This window comes from Lachnoclostridium sp. An138, assembly GCF_002160765.1.
Lineage (GTDB): Bacteria > Bacillota > Clostridia > Lachnospirales > Lachnospiraceae > Laedolimicola > Laedolimicola faecalis.
Window position 1 is genome coordinate 1 of sequence record NZ_NFLF01000029.1, and the last position, 17,036, is coordinate 17,036.

Below are 17,036 nucleotides of genomic sequence, written 5' to 3' on the forward strand. Positions count from 1 at the left end.
TAGTTGAAATCCAGCTTTTGCGAATCTGAGAACCAGAGAGGAAGTGAATTACTCCAGCTATCTGAAGTATCTCACAAAAGTTGGAGCCTGACGATCCGGCCGATTATAAAGCGCTTACCCTGCACCTCCGGAACCATTATAATTCGTTTCCCTGGATAGTACAAGCCGCACAGATGCTTTCCCCTTTGAAATCGCGGTATTTCCGTGTCCCGTCCCGAGCGGCTTCGATAAAAAATATACCAGAGCGGCTTCGATAAAAATAGTAATTGCGTGTAACCCTCAATTCGGCTATAATGTAGAAAGTGTAGATTTTGAAAGGTGGAGATGCTGAATGCTGGAATTCAAATACGACACGCAGCTGCTGATCGAAGGGGAAAATCTGGATGAGGATAAAATCAGCGAATATTTTACTGAAAACTTTCAGGGAGACTGCCTGCTGGCAGTGGGAGATGAGGAACTGATCAAGATTCATTTCCACACGAATGAGCCCTGGAAGGTGCTGGAATATTGTGCAGGACTTGGCGAGATCTATGATATTGTGATTGAGGACATGGACAGACAGTCGAGAGGTTTAAAAGGATGAGTTATCAGATAGCGATCGATGGTCCGGCGGGAGCCGGAAAAAGCACTGTGGCGAAGGCAGTGGCGGAAAGGCTTGGCTATATCTATGTGGACACAGGCGCCATGTACCGCGCTATGGCTCTGTACCTGCTGCGCCGGCATATTGACGCCGCGGACGCAGAAGGGATCAGTGAGGCCAGCCGCCATGCGGATATTACCATTTCATACGTGGACGGCGCGCAGCAGGTGCTTCTGAATGGCGAGAATGTGACAGGTCTTCTGCGTACGGAGGAGGTCGGAAATATGGCTTCGGCTTCTTCAGTCAATCCGGATGTAAGAAAGAAGCTGGTGGAGCTTCAGCAGGCACTGGCCGCCCGGGAAAATGTGGTGATGGACGGCAGAGACATCGGCACCTGCGTTCTGCCGGACGCGAATGTGAAGGTATACCTGACGGCAAGCACAGGCTGCCGGGCAAAGCGCCGCTATGACGAGCTGTCGGCAAAGGGAGAGGACTGTAATCTGGAAGAGATTGAGGCGGATATCAGAGAACGGGACGAGCGGGATATGACCCGGGAGTTTTCTCCTCTGCGGCAGGCAGGGGACGCGGTTCTGGTCGATTCTTCCGATATGACCGTGGAGGAAGTGATTGGAAAAATCATTTCTTTGGTTCAGGGAAAATAGTCCGGCTCAAGCGGTATTGACATTTGGAGATTGAATAAGGAGAAGAAATTCATCTATTATGGAAGTGATACTTGCAAAGACAGCAGGGTTCTGTTTTGGAGTCCGCCGGGCAGTGGACACCGTGTATGAACAGATCGCTCAGGCAGCAGGGCCGATTTATACCTATGGTCCGATTGTGCACAATGAAATGGTTGTGCGTGAGCTGGAGGAAAAGGGCGTCCGGGTTCTGAATACGGAAGAAGAGCTGGCCGCGCTTGAGGAAGGAACGGTTATTATCCGCGCCCATGGAGTGGGAAGACATATTTATGAGCTCCTGGAAAAGAAGGGGATTCGTCTTGTGGACGCTACCTGTCCTTTTGTTCGTAAGATCCACCGCATCGTTCAGCGCGAGGAGGGAAACGGACGGAGAATCCTCATTATCGGGAACGCCAGGCATCCTGAGGTGGAGGGAATCCGCGGATGGTGCCGGAAGCCTTCTTATGTGATAGAATCCATGGAAGAAGCCGAAAATTTTGCGGCGCCCATGGAAGAAAAGATTTGTATCGTGTCCCAGACGACATTTAACTACAATAAATTTGAAGATTTAGTTGAAATTATTTCGAAAAAGGGGTATGATATACTTGTTTTAAATACGATTTGCAGTGCAACAGAGGAGCGGCAGACGGAAGCGGGGCAGATCGCATCGGAAGTGGACGCGATGATTGTCATTGGCGGCAGTCACAGCTCCAACACGCAGAAGTTATTTGAAATATGCAAAAAAGAATGTGAAAATACTTACTATATACAGTCACTTGATGATTTGGATTTAAAGACATCGGAGTCCATTCGTTGCGTAGGTATTACAGCAGGGGCTTCAACCCCCAACAAAATTATTGAGGAGGTTCAAAAACATGTCAGAATTAAGTTTTGAACAAATGCTTGAAGATTCACTGAAAACAATAAGAAATGGGGAGGTTGTCGAAGGCACTGTTATTGATGTCAAAGAAGATGAAGCCATTTTGAACATAGGCTATAAATCAGACGGTATCCTGACCAAGGGCGAGTACAGCAATACACCGGTTGACCTGACGACCTGCATCCACGTGGGTGACACCATGGAAGTAAAGGTGCTGAAGGTGAATGATGGAGAGGGACAGGTTCTCCTGACCTATAAGCGCCTGGCGGCTGAGAAGGGCAGCAAGCGTCTGAAAGAAGCTTTTGAGAGCGGAGAGGTACTGACCGCTCCCGTGACTCAGGTGCTGGAGGGCGGCTTGAGCGTTGTAGTAGACGAGTCCCGCGTATTTATTCCGGCCAGCCTGGTATCTGATACCTACGAAAAGAATCTGTCCAAGTATGAGGGACAGGAGATCAGCTTTGTAATTACAGAGTTTAATCCCCGCAGAGGCCGTATCATCGGCAACCGCAAGCAGCTGATTCTGGCTCAGAAGGCTGAGCAGCAGAAGGCGCTGTTTGAGCGTATTCATGTGGGCGATGTGGTAGAAGGCGTTGTAAAGAACGTGACAGATTTCGGCGCGTTCGTAGATCTGGGCGGAGCAGACGGCCTGCTTCATATTTCCGAGATGTCCTGGGGAAGAGTAGAGAACCCGAAGAAGGTCTTCAAAGTAGGCGAGAAGCTGACAGTTCTCATCAAAGATATCCATGACACCAAGATCGCTCTGAGCCTGAAGTTTGAGGATCAGAATCCGTGGCTGAACGCAGCTGAGAAGTATGCGGCTGGTAATATTGTAAAGGGCCGCGTAGCCAGAATGACAGACTTCGGCGCATTTGTGGAGCTGGAGCCGGGCGTGGACGCTCTGCTTCATGTGTCTCAGATTTCCAGAGAGCATGTAGAGAAGCCGGCTGATGTCTTAAGCATCGGACAGGAAATCGAGGCGAAGGTTGTAGATTTCAACGGCGACGAAAAGAAGATTTCTCTGAGTATGAAGGCTCTTCAGAATTCCCAGGAGACCCATGCGGCTGACGAGGATGTGGCCGATGTGGATGTTGACGCAGTAGCTGCCGAGACAGAAGAGTAAAGATAAAAGAACGTAATTATTCAGTACAGTCAGAAGCAAAACTGAAAATGAGCTAAGGATGACGGGAGGACAGGCACTTGAGCGTGCATGTCCTCGCGCCTTGTCCGGGCATTTTTGGCGGAAGGACAGAAAAAAACGGCAGACAGTGCGGCGGGAGTGGCTATGTGGAATGCAGCGGTTGCGGGAACGGATTTCTATCATATTATCAACTGGTTTTTCATTTACAGCTTTCTGGGATGGGTATGGGAAAGCGCTTATGTCTCTATAAAAGAAAATAGGCTTGTAAACCGTGGATTTGTGACAGGGCCGCTCTGTACGATTTACGGCTGCGGCGCTGTGGCTGTCTATCTGATTCTCAGGCCTGTATCAGAAAATCTGCTGCTGCTGTTTCTGGGAGGAATTGCAGTTCCTACGATTCTGGAATACCTGACAGCTGTGCTTATGGAGTATATATTCCACACGAGCTGGTGGGATTACAGCAAAAATAAATTTAATTTTCAGGGACGTATCTGCCTGGGCGCTTCTCTCGGCTGGGGCGTATTTACTGTGATTTTGTTTTATGTGCTGCAGCCCTTTGTGGAATGGATTGTGTCCCTGTATCCGGAGGCTGTGGGCAGAGTGATGGTCTGTATTGCCGGCGCCCTTTATCTGGTGGATTTTGGGATTTCCTTTGCCAACGCCATGCAGATTGGAAGGAAGCTCCGCGGTATGGACGAAGTTATGGATGAAGTGTACGAATATGTGCAGTCTACAAGACTGTATGAAAGTGTTGAGGAACTGCGGGGCCGTCTGGCTTCCTACCGCCTGTCTGAATACGGAATGGAGCTGAAAAACCGTCTGGAAAACCGGGTCAATGCGGTGATTGCGTTTGCTTCTGAGCTGACGCCTGAGGAGCGGAAAAGCAGACAGGAAGCATGGAAAGCACAGATTGAGGAACGGATTCTTTCTGTTCAGAAACGTTACGAGCAGCTTAAAGGCCATGGAAATATCTTTATCCGCCGTGCCATGAACGCGTATCCGAATATGAAGTCCAGAGCGCAGGCGCTGAAGGAGCGTACGGCCAGGCGGCTGGATAAAAAGTCAAAGAAACAGTAAACGGAATTTTAAAAGACAAAGGATGTGAGAGCAGATGGCTCATGTGACCTTCAAAGGAGGGGTATATCCCCATAAGAGAAAGCGCTTTACAAGAGAAAAAACGCTGGAGGAGTATCTACCGAAGGGAGATCTGGTGTACCCTCTGCTCCAGCATATCGGCGGCATGGCCGTTCCGGTGGTGGAACCCGGGGAACGTGTTCTGGAGGGACAGCTGATTGCGAGGGCCAGCGGGGATATTTCCGCGCCGGTACATGCGTCTGTCTCGGGAATTGTGCGTTCCATAGAGTCCAGACTTACGGTTTCCGGGAAAAAGATTCCTTCGATTGTGGTGGAAAATGACGGAGCGTATGAGAAATATCCGGCAGAAGAGATTGGGCCATGGAAAGAGCTTGAACCGGGAGAGCGGCTTCGGCGTATCCGGGACGCAGGTGTTGTGGGCATGGGCGGCGCAGGTTTTCCCACCCATGTGAAACTGGCGGTCCGGAATCCGAAGAGAATCCGATATGTGATTGTAAATGGCACAGAGTGCGAGCCATATATGACAGGGGACTACCGCCGCATGGTGGAGGAACCGGAGCATCTTGTGGAAGGTCTTGAAATCGTGCTGGGTTTTTTTGAGCGGGCGGTAGGTATCCTGGCCCTGGAGGACAACAAGCGGGACGCTATCACGGCCCTTCAGCTGGCAGTGAGGGAGGAGCCGCGCATGGAGGTCCGCGTCTTTGAGACAAAATATCCCCAGGGCGCGGAGCGTATGCTGATTTATTCTGTGTCAGGGATGGAGATTGATTCTACGCAGCTTCCGGCGGACGCGGGCTGTATTGTGCTGAATGTGGAGACGGTCTGTGCCATCCGCCAGGCTCTCGTGGAGGGGCGGCCTCTGATCCAGAGAGCGGTTACGGTGACTGGGAAGGCTCTGAAAAACCCCAGAAATCTTCTGGTTCGCCTGGGAACCAGCTTCGCGGAGCTGCCTGAAGCGGCAGGCGGTTTCGCCAGAGAGCCCAGGAAATTTGTCTGCGGAGGTCCCATGAGGGGAACTGCTCTGCCGGATCTGGACGTTCCGGTCGTCAAGACGTCCACAGGACTTCTGTGCATGAGCAAGGATTATCTTTTTAAACCCAGCGCCTGTATCCGGTGCGGCTCCTGCGCGGAGGTCTGCCCCATTCATCTGCTGCCGGCCAGACTGGCAGAGCTGGCGTCTCAGGATAAGGAAGAGGAGTTCCGCCATATGCACGGCATGGAATGTCTGGGCTGTGGAAGCTGCAGTTACGTATGTCCGGCCAGAAGAGCGCTGGCCCCTGCCATTCAGGGAATGCGGAAAAGTCTTCTGGCTCAGGGAAAGCGATAGGGAGGAGCGTTATGGGAGAAAAAAAGTATGCCTGGACCTTTCCGCATGTGAAAGGAACCATGTCTACGGCCAATCTGATGCGGATGGTGCTGGCAGCTCTGCTTCCGGCAGCCGTATTCGGAGTGTTTCATTTTGGCCCGGAGGCCCTTGCGCATATGCTGGTCTGCGTTGTGACATGTATGCTGACGGAATTTGTATTTGAGGCTTTTGCGGATCGTCCGCTTGCGGTCACGGACTGCAGTGCCGCGGTGACCGGTCTTCTGCTTGCGCTGATGCTCCCGGTGGGAGCGCCTCTCTGGCTGGGGATCATAGGGAGCGTCTTTGCTGTCGCTGTAGTAAAGATGGCCTTTGGCGGAATCGGAAAGAACCGGCTGAACCCGGCTCTGTGCGGCTACTGCCTGCTTCTCTGGCTTTTTTCTGATATTATGAGGGATTACAGCTTTGGCGATTTCGGAGCAGAGACGCTTCTGGGACAGCTGCTGCAGGGAGAGACGGTGGACCCGCTTCCCATGATTCTGGGAAACACAAACGGCGGAATCGGCCAGACCTCTTCTTTGGCGATCCTGGCGGGAGCGCTTCTCCTTCTGGCCTTTGGAGTCATCCGCCTGCGGATTCCCGCAGCTGCGGCAGTATCCTTTGTGCTGACGCTGTTTCTGTTTGGAGGCCGCGGTTTTGATCAGCTCTGGCTTACTACGCAGATCTGCGGAGGCGGCTTTCTGCTGGGAATCTGGTTTATGGCGGTTGACTGCGTGACTTCGCCTATAAACAGGCAGGGGCAGGTCCTGTACGGGCTTCTCATCGGCGTCCTGGCGGCGGCTCTGCGGCTGCGGGGAATTGAGGAAGCTATTGTGTACGCGATTCTTGTAGGAAATATGGCGGTGCCGCTGATTGAGAAAATTACAGTGCCCAGAGCTTTCGGACAGAGAAGACTGGTGAAGGTTCATAATGATAAAAACAGCGGTACGGCTTAAGGAGACAGAACAGAAATGATTGCTTATATCAGAGGCAGACTGGAGTATGTGGACCTGGAAGAAGGAATGGCAGTTCTGGAAACGGGCGGAATCGGTTATCAGATACTGCTGTCCGGACGGGACCTGGAGCTCCTGCCATCTGCCGGTGAAGAGGTACGGCTCTATACCTATCTGCAGGTAAGAGACGATGCCTTTGTTCTCTATGGTTTTTTTACCAGAGAGGACAGAAAGCTGTTCGGCCAGCTTCTGGGAGTCAGCGGTATCGGGCCGAAAGGGGCGCTTGGCATTCTTTCGGGGCTTTCCGCGGATGATCTCCGGTTTGCAGTTCTGGCAGACGATGCCAAGACTATCGCAAAGGCGCCGGGAATCGGATTGAAGACAGCAAAAAAGCTGATTCTGGAGCTTCGCGATAAGCTCAGCCTGGAGGAAGCTTTTGAGGTCCGGCTGGCAGGAGAAAAGGCCAGAGAGGGGGCAGAGCCTTCTGCGGGGCTTACAGCGGCCAGAAACGAGGCTGTGGAAGCTCTGACGGCTCTTGGATATTCTTCTTCAGAGGCATTGAAGGCTGTGCGTCAGGTAGAGGCCGCGGACGGCATGGATGTGGAGGAGATTTTGAAGGCCGCCCTGAAATATATGAGTTTTTAGGGTTTTGAGATTTTTTAGGTTTTAAGGAAGAGTCCGGAGCATGTGAGCTGCTCCGTTTCAGGAGTGACGAAATATGGGAAGACGGATTATTACAACGGAGATCCAGGAAGAGGATATCCGCACGGAGTACAGTCTGCGTCCCCAGACGCTGACGGAATATATCGGACAGGAAAAAGCAAAAGAAAATCTGAGGGTATATATTCAGGCGGCAAAGGCCCGGGGGGAAGCTCTGGATCATGTGCTTTTTTACGGCCCTCCGGGACTTGGAAAGACTACTCTTGCAGGAATTATTGCCAATGAGATGGGCGTGCGCATGAAGGTGACTTCCGGCCCAGCCATCGAAAAGCCCGGTGAGATCGCGGCGATTCTCAACAACCTTTCAGAAGGCGACGTTCTTTTTGTGGATGAGATTCACCGGCTGAACCGCCAGGTAGAGGAAGTGCTTTATCCGGCCATGGAAGATTTTGCTATTGATATTGTGATTGGAAAAGGAGCCTCTGCCCGTTCTATCCGCCTGGATCTTCCCCATTTCACGCTGATAGGAGCCACAACAAGAGCAGGACTGCTCACAGCGCCTCTGCGTGACCGGTTTGGCGTCGTACACCACCTGGAATTTTATACGGAAGAGGAACTGCAGACGATCGTTCTGCGTTCTGCGGAGGTGCTGAACGTAGAGATCGATCCCCAGGGAGCCCTGGAGATTGCCAGCCGTTCCAGAGGAACGCCCCGTCTGGCCAACCGTCTTTTAAAGCGGGTGCGTGATTTCGCCCAGGTAAAGTATGATGGGAAGATTACGGCAGAAATCGCGATCTTTGCGCTGGATTTGCTGGAGGTGGACCGCTATGGACTGGATCAGACAGACCGTCTGATTCTGAATACCATGATCGAGAAATTTACCGGCGGGCCGGTGGGCCTGGATACGCTGGCTGCAGCGATTGGGGAGGACGCGGGCACCATCGAGGACGTATACGAGCCTTACCTTATCAAACGGGGCTTTATCAACCGGACCCCCCGGGGAAGAGTCGTCACAGAACTGGGATACCGCCATCTCGGAGTTGTGCAGGGCGGATGAGATATGGTATAATGTCGTCAGACATTATACCGCGCCGCATGGCATCCACCGGAGGGGCCATGTCCGAAGGACATGGTATAATACCGACAGGTATTATACCTGAGATCCACCGGAGGGGCCATGTCCGAAGGACATGGTATAATGTCGTCAGACATTATACCGCGCCGCATGGCAGAATAGAGGATGAGAACCTATGGCTATGAAAAATATGGTAGAAGTGGTGATTGCCGGCAGAGTGTACAAGATCAGCGGTTACGAAAGCCCGGAATATCTCCACCAGATCGCTGTTTACCTGAATGATAAAATGTCGGAGCTCCAGAATATGGACAGTTACCGGAAGCAGAATACAGACCAGAAGCAGCTTCTGCTGAATATGAATCTGGCGGATGATTTTTTCAAGGCCAAGCGTCAGGCGGATAAGCTGACCGGAGACCTGGAAAAGAAGGAACGGGAGCTTTATGGAGTGCGCCATGACCTGATTGAGGCGCAGCTGGCTCTGGAGAATCAGAAAAAAGAGCTGGAAGATCTGAAGGCAGAGAAAAAAGCCCGGGAGAAAGAGCTGGCGTCCCTGAAAAAGCAGAAAGAGGAGCTGGAATCACTGCTGGATCAGAAGACGGAGCCGGATACAGCCGCAGGGGGAGCCGGGGGATCGGATACAGCTTCAGAGGCTGGGATACCGTTCATGGTTCAGAACCAGTCAAATCAGCCAGTCCAGCCGCGGCAGAATCACAGCACAGGCCGGCGGTACAGCGGAAATAATCGAAATACAAAACAGAACTGAGGAAAAGAGCGTCAGACGCATATTGATGGCTGGCGCTTTGTTTTTATGTGACTCTGAAAAGAAAGGCGGAAAGACCATATGAGACATCAGATAGAGCTTCTTGCGCCTGCCGGTTCCTTTGAGAGCCTGCGGGCCGCAGTAAACGCGGGCGCGGATGCGGTTTATATCGGGGGCAGCCGTTTCGGCGCCAGAGCCTATGCGGACAATCCGGATGAAGAAGGACTGCGCCAGGCGATCCGTTTCGCCCACCTGCATGGCTGCGATCTCTATCTGACTGTGAATACGCTTTTAAAGGATGAGGAGCTGGAAGACCTGGGCGCTTATCTGAAGCCCTATTATGAGAGCGGCCTGGATGGAGTGATCGTGCAGGATCTGGGCGTCTTTTCTTATCTAAAAGAAGTGTTCCCGGATCTGCCTCTCCATGCCAGCACGCAGATGACAGTTCTGGGAGCGGATGGAGCGGCTTTCCTGAAGGAGCAGGGAGCGGCCCGGGTGGTGACCGCAAGGGAGCTTTCCCTGGAAGAAATCCGCCGGATTCACGATACGGTAGAGATCGAGATCGAGAGCTTTGTGCACGGAGCGCTTTGTTACTGCTATTCCGGGCAGTGCCTGTTCAGCAGTATGCTGGGGGGAAGGAGCGGGAACCGGGGAAGATGCGCCCAGCCCTGCCGTCTGCCTTATCAGTGGAAGGCTGGCAGCCGTGTATTGAACAGCCCAAAAGAAAGTTATCTGTTGAGCCCAAAGGATATGTGCACGATTGAGATACTGCCTCAGATTCTTCAGGCCGGCGTCTGCTCCCTGAAGATTGAAGGACGCATGAAAAGGCCGGAATATACGGCGGGGGTAGTGCGTATATACAGAAAATACCTGGACCGCTGTCTGGAATATGGAGAAGAAGGGTACCATGTGGAAAAAGGGGATTATGCCGAGCTTCAGGCCCTCTATAACCGGGGCGGGTTTTCCAGAGGCTACTATCAGCTCCATAACGGCCGAGAGCTGATGTCCCTTTCCCGTCCGGGACATTTTGAGGGAAAAGGACGCCAGGAGATGAAAGCCAAACAGGAATATGAAAGCCTGCTGGAACGTCTCCATAAGGAATATCTGGAAAAAGATAAGAAAGAAAAAATTCAGGGAATTTTCAGAATTTCTACGAAATTCCCCACGGAATTTGTGGTAAAGTATAAAGAAACAGAGATCTGCGTCACGGGAAAACCGGCTCAGAAAGCGGAAAAGAGACCCATGACGCGGGAAGATCTGGAAAAACAGCTCCGAAAGACTGGAGATACGCCCTTTGAGTTCGAACAGCTGGATATAGAGCTGGAGGAGGAGATTTTCTGCCCGGTAGGGGAATTGAACCGCATCCGGAGAGAAGCGCTGGAGCAGCTGCAGGAGGCATGTGTGCGGAAAAATTTCCGTCCGGAAAGACAGATTCCGGAAGCGCAGGCCGGTTCGGAGGACAGAAAAAAGACGCGGCCCATTCTGCGGGTGCAGCTTGAGAACCCGGAATTTCTGCCGGACATTCTGGCGGTCCCGGAGGTAAAGAGCATCTATCTGACAAGCGAAAGGGTCGAATTTGAAAAGCTGGATCAGTACGCGTCCGCCTGCCATGAGGCGGGAAAGGAATGTGTGCTGGCGCTGCCCTCTGTGTTCCGCCTGGAAGCAAAGAACTGGTTTCTGGATCGGCTGGACCTGCTGAAGAGGGCGGGCCTTGACGCTGTGGCAGTGAGAAATATCGATGAGCTGGGTTTTCTGAAGGCTGCCGGCTGGGAGATTCCCGTGATCGGGGATCACAGCCTTTACAGCTGGAACAGGAAAGCAGAGGAATTCTGGAGAAGCCAGGGGATCTGCAGGGATACGCTGCCTCTGGAGCTGAACGCCCGGGAGCTGGCAAGACGCGGCTGCGGAGAAAGCGAGCTGATAGCTTACGGCTATCTGCCTCTTATGACTACCGCAGGCTGTATCCACAAAAACCTGGAGAAATGTGACAGACGCCAGGCGCGGCGCGTACTGGCAGACCGGTATCAAAAAGAATTTCCGGTAGTGAATTACTGCCGATACTGTTATAATATCATATATAACTGCGAGCCTCTTTCTCTTCTGTACAGTACAGAAGAGGTAAAAAGACTGGCGCCGGACAGTCTGCGTCTCTGCTTTACCCTGGAGAGCCGGGAAGAGGTCCGCAGGGTTCTCGATGATTTTGTGCAGGCATACTGCCATGGCAGAGAGAAAAAGAGGCCGGGCTCCGGTTATACAAAGGGACATTTAAAACGGGGAGTTCAATAAGACCGTATGATCGATTTGATTGTGGAATTATCCAGATATGCGTTTATTATCTTAATAGCCATGTATACCTTTCTGTCCTTTTCCGTGCTGAGAAAGAAAAACCAGGAGGAAATCAACCACGGCTGGAAGGTGCAGAACCTGATTACCTTTCTGATCCATCTGCTGGCCTTTGGAGTGATTTTTATCCAGACCTGGCAGATCCGGATTCTGATCTTTTATCTGCTGCAGTTTTTCCTGCTTCAGGCGGTGCTGGTATTTACCAGGCTGATTTATCCGCAGATCAACCGGCTGGTGCTGAACAATATGTGTTTCCTGCTGATGATTGGCTTTGTGATTCTGACGCGGCTTTCCTTTGACAGGGCGGTCCGGCAGTTTCAGATTGCGGCAGGAGCCCTGCTAGTTTCTCTGATCGTGCCGGTGCTGATCCGCAAATGCGCGTTTCTGCAGCGGATTCCTTGGGTGTATGGGATCGCGGGACTGCTTCTGCTTCTCGCGGTGGCCCTTGTGGGAAAAGAGGATTCCGGAGCAAATCTGTCTCTGGTTCTGGGAGATTTCAGCTTTCAGCCCATGGAGGCGGTAAAGCTCACCTTTGTGTTTTTCGCCGCCGCGAGGCTTGCCGGGAGTACTGAATTCAAAGATGTGGTGCTGACGACTGTGCTGGCGGGACTTCATGTACTGGTTCTGGTGTTCTCTACAGATCTGGGCGGCGCGCTTTTGTTTTTTGTCACCTACCTGGTGATGCTGTATGTGGCTACAAAAAAGCGGAGATATTTCCTGAGCGGTCTGGGCGCCGGCGTACTGGCGGCCCTTGTGGGCTACCGGCTGTTCTATCATGTGCGGGTCCGGGTGCTGGCCTGGACAGATCCTTTCAGCGTCATTGACAATGAGGGATACCAGATCACCCAGTCGCTTTTTGCCATAGGAACCGGCGGCTGGCTGGGCATGGGACTGTATCAGGGAATGCCGAACAAGATTCCTGTGGTGGAAGAGGATTTCATCTTTTCGGCCATCGCAGAGGAGATGGGCGGAATCTTTGCCATCTGCCTGGTGCTGATCTGCATGAGCTGCTTTATCATGTTTATCAATATTTCCATGCAGATTAAAAATAACTTTTATAAATATACAGCCCTGGGGTTTGGAACGCTGTATGGCTTTCAGGTCTTTCTGACCATAGGCGGAGCCATACGCTTTATTCCTTCTACGGGAGTGACCCTTCCTCTTGTGAGCTACGGAGGAAGCTCTATCGTATCCAGCATCGTAATGTTTGCGGTGATTCAGGGCATGTATCTTTTGAAGGAAGACGAGGAGTTAAAGATTGAGAAAGAACGGGAACGGGCAGCCAGAGAAAGAGCAAAAGCCCGAAAAGCCAAAAAAGAAGGAACAGCTCCGGAAGGGAGACGGCGAAAAGCAGAGCCGCAGCAGCGACGGCCAGCAGCAGGCGCAGCCCGGAAAAAAGAAAAATCATGAGCTGGCTGTGGTAACCTATATGTTCATCGGCCTGTTCACACTGATGATCGGGTATTTTGTTTATTTCGAAACGGTGCTTCGGGAAGATGTGATCAACAATCCCTATAATTCCCGGCAGGACGCTTTTGCGGAAAAGGTAGTCCGCGGCAGCATTCTGGCCGACGACGGCACGGTGCTGGCGGAGACGGAAGTTTCGGACGACGGCACAGAAACCCGGGTATATCCTTATGCGAATGTGTTCGCCCATGTGGTGGGATATTCCACAAGAGGCAGGACGGGAATCGAGAATCTGGCGAATTTCAGTCTTCTGACCTCGGATATTTCCACGGTGGAACAGATTCGGAACAGCATCAATGAGCGTAAGGATCAGGGCAACAATGTGGTGACCACATTGAATGTGGAGCTGCAGCAGACCGCTTATTCCGCTCTGGGAAACAGCCGGGGCGCAGTGGTAGTGCTGGAGGCCGAGACGGGCAAGGTGCTGGCTATGGTGTCAAAGCCGGATTTTGATCCGGGGACAATCAATGAGGACTGGGAGAGTCTGACCTCGGAGGACGATACGGACAGCGCTCTTTACAACCGGGCCTCCCAGGGACTGTATCCGCCCGGCTCTACCTTTAAGATCGTGACGCTTCTGGAATATATGAGAGAAAATCCGGATTACGCGGATTTCAGTTTCCGCTGCGGCGGAAGCCTGACGGAGGGCAATTATACTATCAACTGCTATGGAGGGACTTCCCATGGACAGGAGGATCTGACAGAGGCTTTTGCCCGTTCCTGTAATTCCGCGTTCGCGTCCATAGGCCTTTCGCTGGATGAGACGGCTTTTGGGAACACCTGTGAAAGTCTTCTGTTCAATTCAGATCTTCCCTTTGACCTGACCTATTCCAGAAGTTCATTCACTCTGAAAGATGGCTCTACGCCTGCGGAGCGGATGATGACGGGTATTGGACAGGGAGAGACGCTGGTATCGCCGCTCCATATGGCTATGATTGTCAGCAGTATCGCCAATGACGGCGTCCTGATGGAGCCGTATGTGCTGGATCATGTGGAATCTTACAGTGGAACCGTAGTAGATACTTACAATCCGGTGCAGTATGGGGAACTGATGACTGCGGAGGAGGCGGAGACGCTGACAGAGTATATGAAGGCTGTGGTGGAGGATGGAACAGCCAGAAGCCTGAACGATTTGGGATTTGATATTGCCGGCAAGACGGGAACTGCCGAGTATACCAGCAATAAGAATAAGAGCCACGCCTGGTTTGTGGGCTTTTCCGATACAGGAGATTCAGACATCGTGGTCTGTGTCCTGGTGGAAGAGAAAGGCTCAGGAAGCGAGTATGCGGTGCCTGTGGCAAGACAGATCTTTTCCACATGGTATGCGCAGCAGAATTCACTTTGGTAAAAAGTTTCAGTACGAAGGAGTGAAAGGACAAAAATGGACATTTTGACAGGGCTTGTCAGACTGGCGGCGGTTATTGCGCTGGCGTTTCTGGCAGGCAGGCTTGTGGCACGGTTCCGCCTTCCTGCGATTCTGGGCTGGCTGATAGCGGGGATGATTCTGGGACCGAATGCGGTGGGGCTTTTAAGCAGCAACATGATGGACTCCGGATGGTATGGAGCGGTGGAGGGCCTGATGGAGTGCACTGCTGGCATGATGATTGGCACAGAGCTGATTCTGGGTAATATGAAGAGAACCGGCGGACAGCTTCTGGTCATGACAGTGGCGGAGTCTCTGGGAACCTTCCTGGTGGTCAGCCTCGCTTTTGGGATTCTCTTCTGGATGACCGGAATGCCCGTGTATCTGGCTTTTCTGTTTGGAGGGATCGCTCTGGCTACGGCACCGGCGCCTTCCCTGTCCATAGTGAATGAATTTAAGACATCGGGGCCTGTGACCCGGACCCTGATTCCCATGGCTGTACTGGACGATATGGTGGGAGCCATCGTCTTTTTCCTGGTCATGGCGTTTGTGACAATATCCTCTTCTACCCGGGAGATACCGGTGGCGGCGGTGATTATCGTAGTTCTCCTGCCGCTTTTTATCGGAGCGCTGGGAGGATTGGCAGGAGGGCTGATTCTGCGCTTTGTCCATAAAAAACAGGGAGAAATTGCCGTGACGGTTCTGCTGCTTCTGGCAGTGACAGGAGCCGGCTTCTGGGTGGACAGCCTGCTTCCGGTGCAGGTGATGAATTTTATGCTGCTTGGAATGGCTTTTTCTACGGTCTATTCTAATCTGATCAATGGGGAACAGCGCAGAGAGATTATGGAGGTTATGAACCCGGTGATTGGCGGAGCGCTGATTGTAGTGATCTTAAATCTGGGCGCGCCGCTGGATTATCATCTGGTATTTGGAGCCGGTCTGTATACGGCTGTCTACATCATTTCCCGGGCCCTGGGCAAATATGGAGGAGCCTGGACGGGTGCGGTTCTCACCCACGCGCCGGACACAGTCCGCAGATATCTGGGTTTTACCCTGCTTCCTCATTCGGGAATTTCATTGATTTTTACAGGAATCGCCGTCTCTGTGCTGGAGGGGACAGCTCCGGAGTATGCTTCTGTGATTCAGGGAACGATTGCGGCCGCGGCGGTGATTAATGAGATTATTGCGGTTTATATGGCGAAAAAAGGGTTTGAGTGGGCCGGAGAGCTTCAGCAGGCCGGCAAAGAGAGAAAAGCAGGAGGCAGAGCAGCATGACGGCACAGAGGAGAGGCAGCCGGCGGCGCAGAAAGAAAAAGAGTCTGCCGGCGGCGCCAGTGCTGTTCCTTCTGCTCTTTTTTCTCTGCGCAGCTGGAATGACACTTTGGTTTTTGACGGAGACAGGGACTCCGGGAGGACAGGAACAGGCTGGGCCGGCTGAAGAGCAGGACGAAGAAGAGCAGAACGGCGAAAAGCCGCAGAACAGCCAGGGGCCGCAGAATAGCGATGGATTGCAGAACAGCCAAGAGCCGGAAGGAAGTATCTCTGAGGAAGAACGGATTTCGCAGGCAGCCCGGAAGATTCTGGAGCAGATGTCCCTGGAGGAAAAAACGGGGCAGATGTTTATTGCCCGCTGTCCGGAGGAGGACGCGGCGGCAAAGGCAGAACAGTATCATCTGGGCGGGTATATTCTGTTTGCAAGAGATTTCGAAGGGAAGACAAAAGAACAGGCGGTTTCTGCTATCCAGTCTTATCAGTCGGTATCGGAGATTCCCATGCTGATTGGCGTGGATGAAGAGGGCGGGACCGTAACCCGTGTCAGCAGATATCCGGAGTTTCGGGAAGAACCCTTTCCTTCTCCCCAGGAGCTTTACCGGGAAGGCGGCTTCGAGGCTGTAGCGGAAGACACGGAGGAAAAATGCGCGCTGCTGAAAAGTCTTGGAATTAATGTGAATTTCGCGCCGGTCTGCGATGTGTCGAAAAATCCGGAGGATTTTATCTATGAGCGCAGTTTCGGCCAGAACGGGGAGCTGACGGCGGAATATGTCAGGACTGTCACAGAGTCCATGAGCGGCCAGGGCGTGGCCTGTGTGCTGAAGCATTTCCCTGGATATGGAGATAATACGGATACGCATACGGGTGTCGCCTATGATGAAAGGTCTTATGAGACCTTTGAGACCTCGGATTTTCTTCCCTTCCGGGCAGGAATCGAAAGCGGGGCCCAGATGGTGCTTGTGTCTCACAATATCGTATCCTGCATGGACAGCCGGTATCCGGCGTCCCTGTCCTCGGAGGTTCATAAGATTCTTCGGGAAGAGCTGGAATTTTCGGGGGTAATTGTAACGGATGATCTGGTGATGGACGGAATCCGTGATTTCACAAGTGACAGCCAGGCGGCGGTACTGGCAGTGCAGGCGGGCAACGACCTTTTATGCTGTACGGATTTTGAGACGCAGATTCCTGCGGTAACTGCGGCTGTGGAAAAGGGGGAAATTTCGGAAGAGAGAATTGACGAATCCGTCCAGAGAATTCTTGAGATGAAGATTTCCCTGGGCCTGATTGAGCCGGAGAAATAGAGCGCCAGGCAGAAAATTTTCAGGCGGTCAGCGCGTCACAGAATAAGCAGGCCGCAGCGGAAACCGGAAATCAGAAACCAGAAACGGCGGGGAGAAAAACTGACAGGATGTTCAGTTTTCCTCCCCGCCT

The 17,036-nt window shown here is 52.5% G+C and carries 15 protein-coding genes; all 15 read left to right on the forward strand.

The window, feature by feature from the left end:
• Positions 1-331 precede the first annotated feature (331 nt).
• Complete coding sequence (locus tag B5E82_RS16280; RefSeq protein ID WP_087308587.1) at positions 332-583, forward strand: kinase to dihydroxyacetone kinase; 252 nt, start codon at positions 332-334, stop codon at positions 581-583.
• The gene (gene cmk / locus B5E82_RS16285; protein WP_087308588.1) at positions 580-1,242 is read left to right on the forward strand and encodes a (d)CMP kinase; all 663 of its coding nucleotides are present in this window, start codon (positions 580-582) and stop codon (positions 1,240-1,242) included. The genes B5E82_RS16280 and cmk overlap by 4 nt, the downstream gene beginning before the upstream one ends.
• A 58-nt stretch (positions 1,243-1,300) precedes the next feature.
• Positions 1,301-2,152, forward strand: a complete 852-nt coding sequence (ispH, locus tag B5E82_RS16290) for a 4-hydroxy-3-methylbut-2-enyl diphosphate reductase (protein ID WP_087308589.1) — start codon at positions 1,301-1,303, stop codon at positions 2,150-2,152.
• On the forward strand, positions 2,133-3,257 hold the full coding sequence (rpsA, locus tag B5E82_RS16295) for a 30S ribosomal protein S1 (protein WP_087308590.1): 1,125 nt from the start codon (positions 2,133-2,135) through the stop codon (positions 3,255-3,257). The genes ispH and rpsA overlap by 20 nt, the downstream gene beginning before the upstream one ends.
• Positions 3,258-3,419: 162 nt before the next feature.
• Positions 3,420-4,352: a putative ABC transporter permease gene (locus B5E82_RS16300; protein ID WP_162610807.1), complete on the forward strand. Its 933-nt coding sequence runs from the start codon at positions 3,420-3,422 to the stop codon at positions 4,350-4,352.
• 34 nt (positions 4,353-4,386) lie between these two features.
• The gene (gene rsxC / locus B5E82_RS16305) at positions 4,387-5,697 is read left to right on the forward strand and encodes an electron transport complex subunit RsxC (protein WP_087308592.1); all 1,311 of its coding nucleotides are present in this window, start codon (positions 4,387-4,389) and stop codon (positions 5,695-5,697) included.
• 11 nt (positions 5,698-5,708) lie between these two features.
• Entirely contained in the window at positions 5,709-6,668 is a 960-nt protein-coding gene (locus B5E82_RS16310; protein WP_162610808.1) for an RnfABCDGE type electron transport complex subunit D, read from the forward strand.
• Positions 6,669-6,683: 15 nt separating this feature from the next.
• Positions 6,684-7,310, forward strand: coding sequence for a Holliday junction branch migration protein RuvA (gene ruvA / locus B5E82_RS16315; protein ID WP_087308594.1), 627 nt, complete (start codon positions 6,684-6,686; stop codon positions 7,308-7,310).
• 73 nt (positions 7,311-7,383) lie between these two features.
• The gene (gene ruvB, locus B5E82_RS16320) at positions 7,384-8,382 is read left to right on the forward strand and encodes a Holliday junction branch migration DNA helicase RuvB (protein WP_087308595.1); all 999 of its coding nucleotides are present in this window, start codon (positions 7,384-7,386) and stop codon (positions 8,380-8,382) included.
• Between the two features lie 193 nt (positions 8,383-8,575).
• Positions 8,576-9,163, forward strand: a complete 588-nt coding sequence (gene zapA / locus B5E82_RS16325) for a cell division protein ZapA (protein ID WP_087308596.1) — start codon at positions 8,576-8,578, stop codon at positions 9,161-9,163.
• Positions 9,164-9,241: 78 nt separating this feature from the next.
• A complete protein-coding gene (locus B5E82_RS16330) occupies positions 9,242-11,446 on the forward strand; it encodes a U32 family peptidase (RefSeq protein ID WP_087308597.1) in 2,205 nt (734 codons plus the stop codon).
• A gap of 6 nt (positions 11,447-11,452) precedes the next feature.
• Positions 11,453-12,913 (forward strand): FtsW/RodA/SpoVE family cell cycle protein, encoded by a 1,461-nt coding sequence (locus tag B5E82_RS16335; protein WP_087308598.1) that lies wholly within the window; start codon positions 11,453-11,455, stop codon positions 12,911-12,913.
• Between the two features lie 19 nt (positions 12,914-12,932).
• A complete protein-coding gene (locus B5E82_RS16340; RefSeq protein ID WP_087308614.1) occupies positions 12,933-14,318 on the forward strand; it encodes a peptidoglycan D,D-transpeptidase FtsI family protein in 1,386 nt (461 codons plus the stop codon).
• 33 nt (positions 14,319-14,351) lie between these two features.
• Positions 14,352-15,608, forward strand: coding sequence for a cation:proton antiporter (locus tag B5E82_RS16345; RefSeq protein WP_087308599.1), 1,257 nt, complete (start codon positions 14,352-14,354; stop codon positions 15,606-15,608).
• Positions 15,605-16,906 (forward strand): glycoside hydrolase family 3 protein, encoded by a 1,302-nt coding sequence (locus B5E82_RS16350; protein ID WP_242966355.1) that lies wholly within the window; start codon positions 15,605-15,607, stop codon positions 16,904-16,906. The genes B5E82_RS16345 and B5E82_RS16350 overlap by 4 nt, the downstream gene beginning before the upstream one ends.
• Positions 16,907-17,036 lie beyond the last annotated feature (130 nt).

What these genes read in the sequence shown, in the direction of transcription:
- cmk (WP_087308588.1), top strand. Translation starts at nt 580, where the DNA reads ATGAGTTATCAGATAGCGATCGATGGTCCGGCGGGAGCCGGAAAAAGC.
- zapA (WP_087308596.1), top strand. Translation starts at nt 8,576, where the DNA reads ATGGCTATGAAAAATATGGTAGAAGTGGTGATTGCCGGCAGAGTGTAC.
- B5E82_RS16345 (WP_087308599.1), top strand. Translation starts at nt 14,352, where the DNA reads ATGGACATTTTGACAGGGCTTGTCAGACTGGCGGCGGTTATTGCGCTG.
- B5E82_RS16340 (WP_087308614.1), top strand. Translation starts at nt 12,933, where the DNA reads ATGTTCATCGGCCTGTTCACACTGATGATCGGGTATTTTGTTTATTTC.
- ruvA (WP_087308594.1), top strand. Translation starts at nt 6,684, where the DNA reads ATGATTGCTTATATCAGAGGCAGACTGGAGTATGTGGACCTGGAAGAA.
- B5E82_RS16350 (WP_242966355.1), top strand. Translation starts at nt 15,605, where the DNA reads ATGACGGCACAGAGGAGAGGCAGCCGGCGGCGCAGAAAGAAAAAGAGT.
- rsxC (WP_087308592.1), top strand. Translation starts at nt 4,387, where the DNA reads ATGGCTCATGTGACCTTCAAAGGAGGGGTATATCCCCATAAGAGAAAG.
- rpsA (WP_087308590.1), top strand. Translation starts at nt 2,133, where the DNA reads ATGTCAGAATTAAGTTTTGAACAAATGCTTGAAGATTCACTGAAAACA.
- ruvB (WP_087308595.1), top strand. Translation starts at nt 7,384, where the DNA reads ATGGGAAGACGGATTATTACAACGGAGATCCAGGAAGAGGATATCCGC.
- B5E82_RS16300 (WP_162610807.1), top strand. Translation starts at nt 3,420, where the DNA reads ATGTGGAATGCAGCGGTTGCGGGAACGGATTTCTATCATATTATCAAC.
- B5E82_RS16330 (WP_087308597.1), top strand. Translation starts at nt 9,242, where the DNA reads ATGAGACATCAGATAGAGCTTCTTGCGCCTGCCGGTTCCTTTGAGAGC.
- B5E82_RS16280 (WP_087308587.1), top strand. Translation starts at nt 332, where the DNA reads ATGCTGGAATTCAAATACGACACGCAGCTGCTGATCGAAGGGGAAAAT.
- ispH (WP_087308589.1), top strand. Translation starts at nt 1,301, where the DNA reads ATGGAAGTGATACTTGCAAAGACAGCAGGGTTCTGTTTTGGAGTCCGC.
- B5E82_RS16310 (WP_162610808.1), top strand. Translation starts at nt 5,709, where the DNA reads ATGGGAGAAAAAAAGTATGCCTGGACCTTTCCGCATGTGAAAGGAACC.
- B5E82_RS16335 (WP_087308598.1), top strand. Translation starts at nt 11,453, where the DNA reads ATGATCGATTTGATTGTGGAATTATCCAGATATGCGTTTATTATCTTA.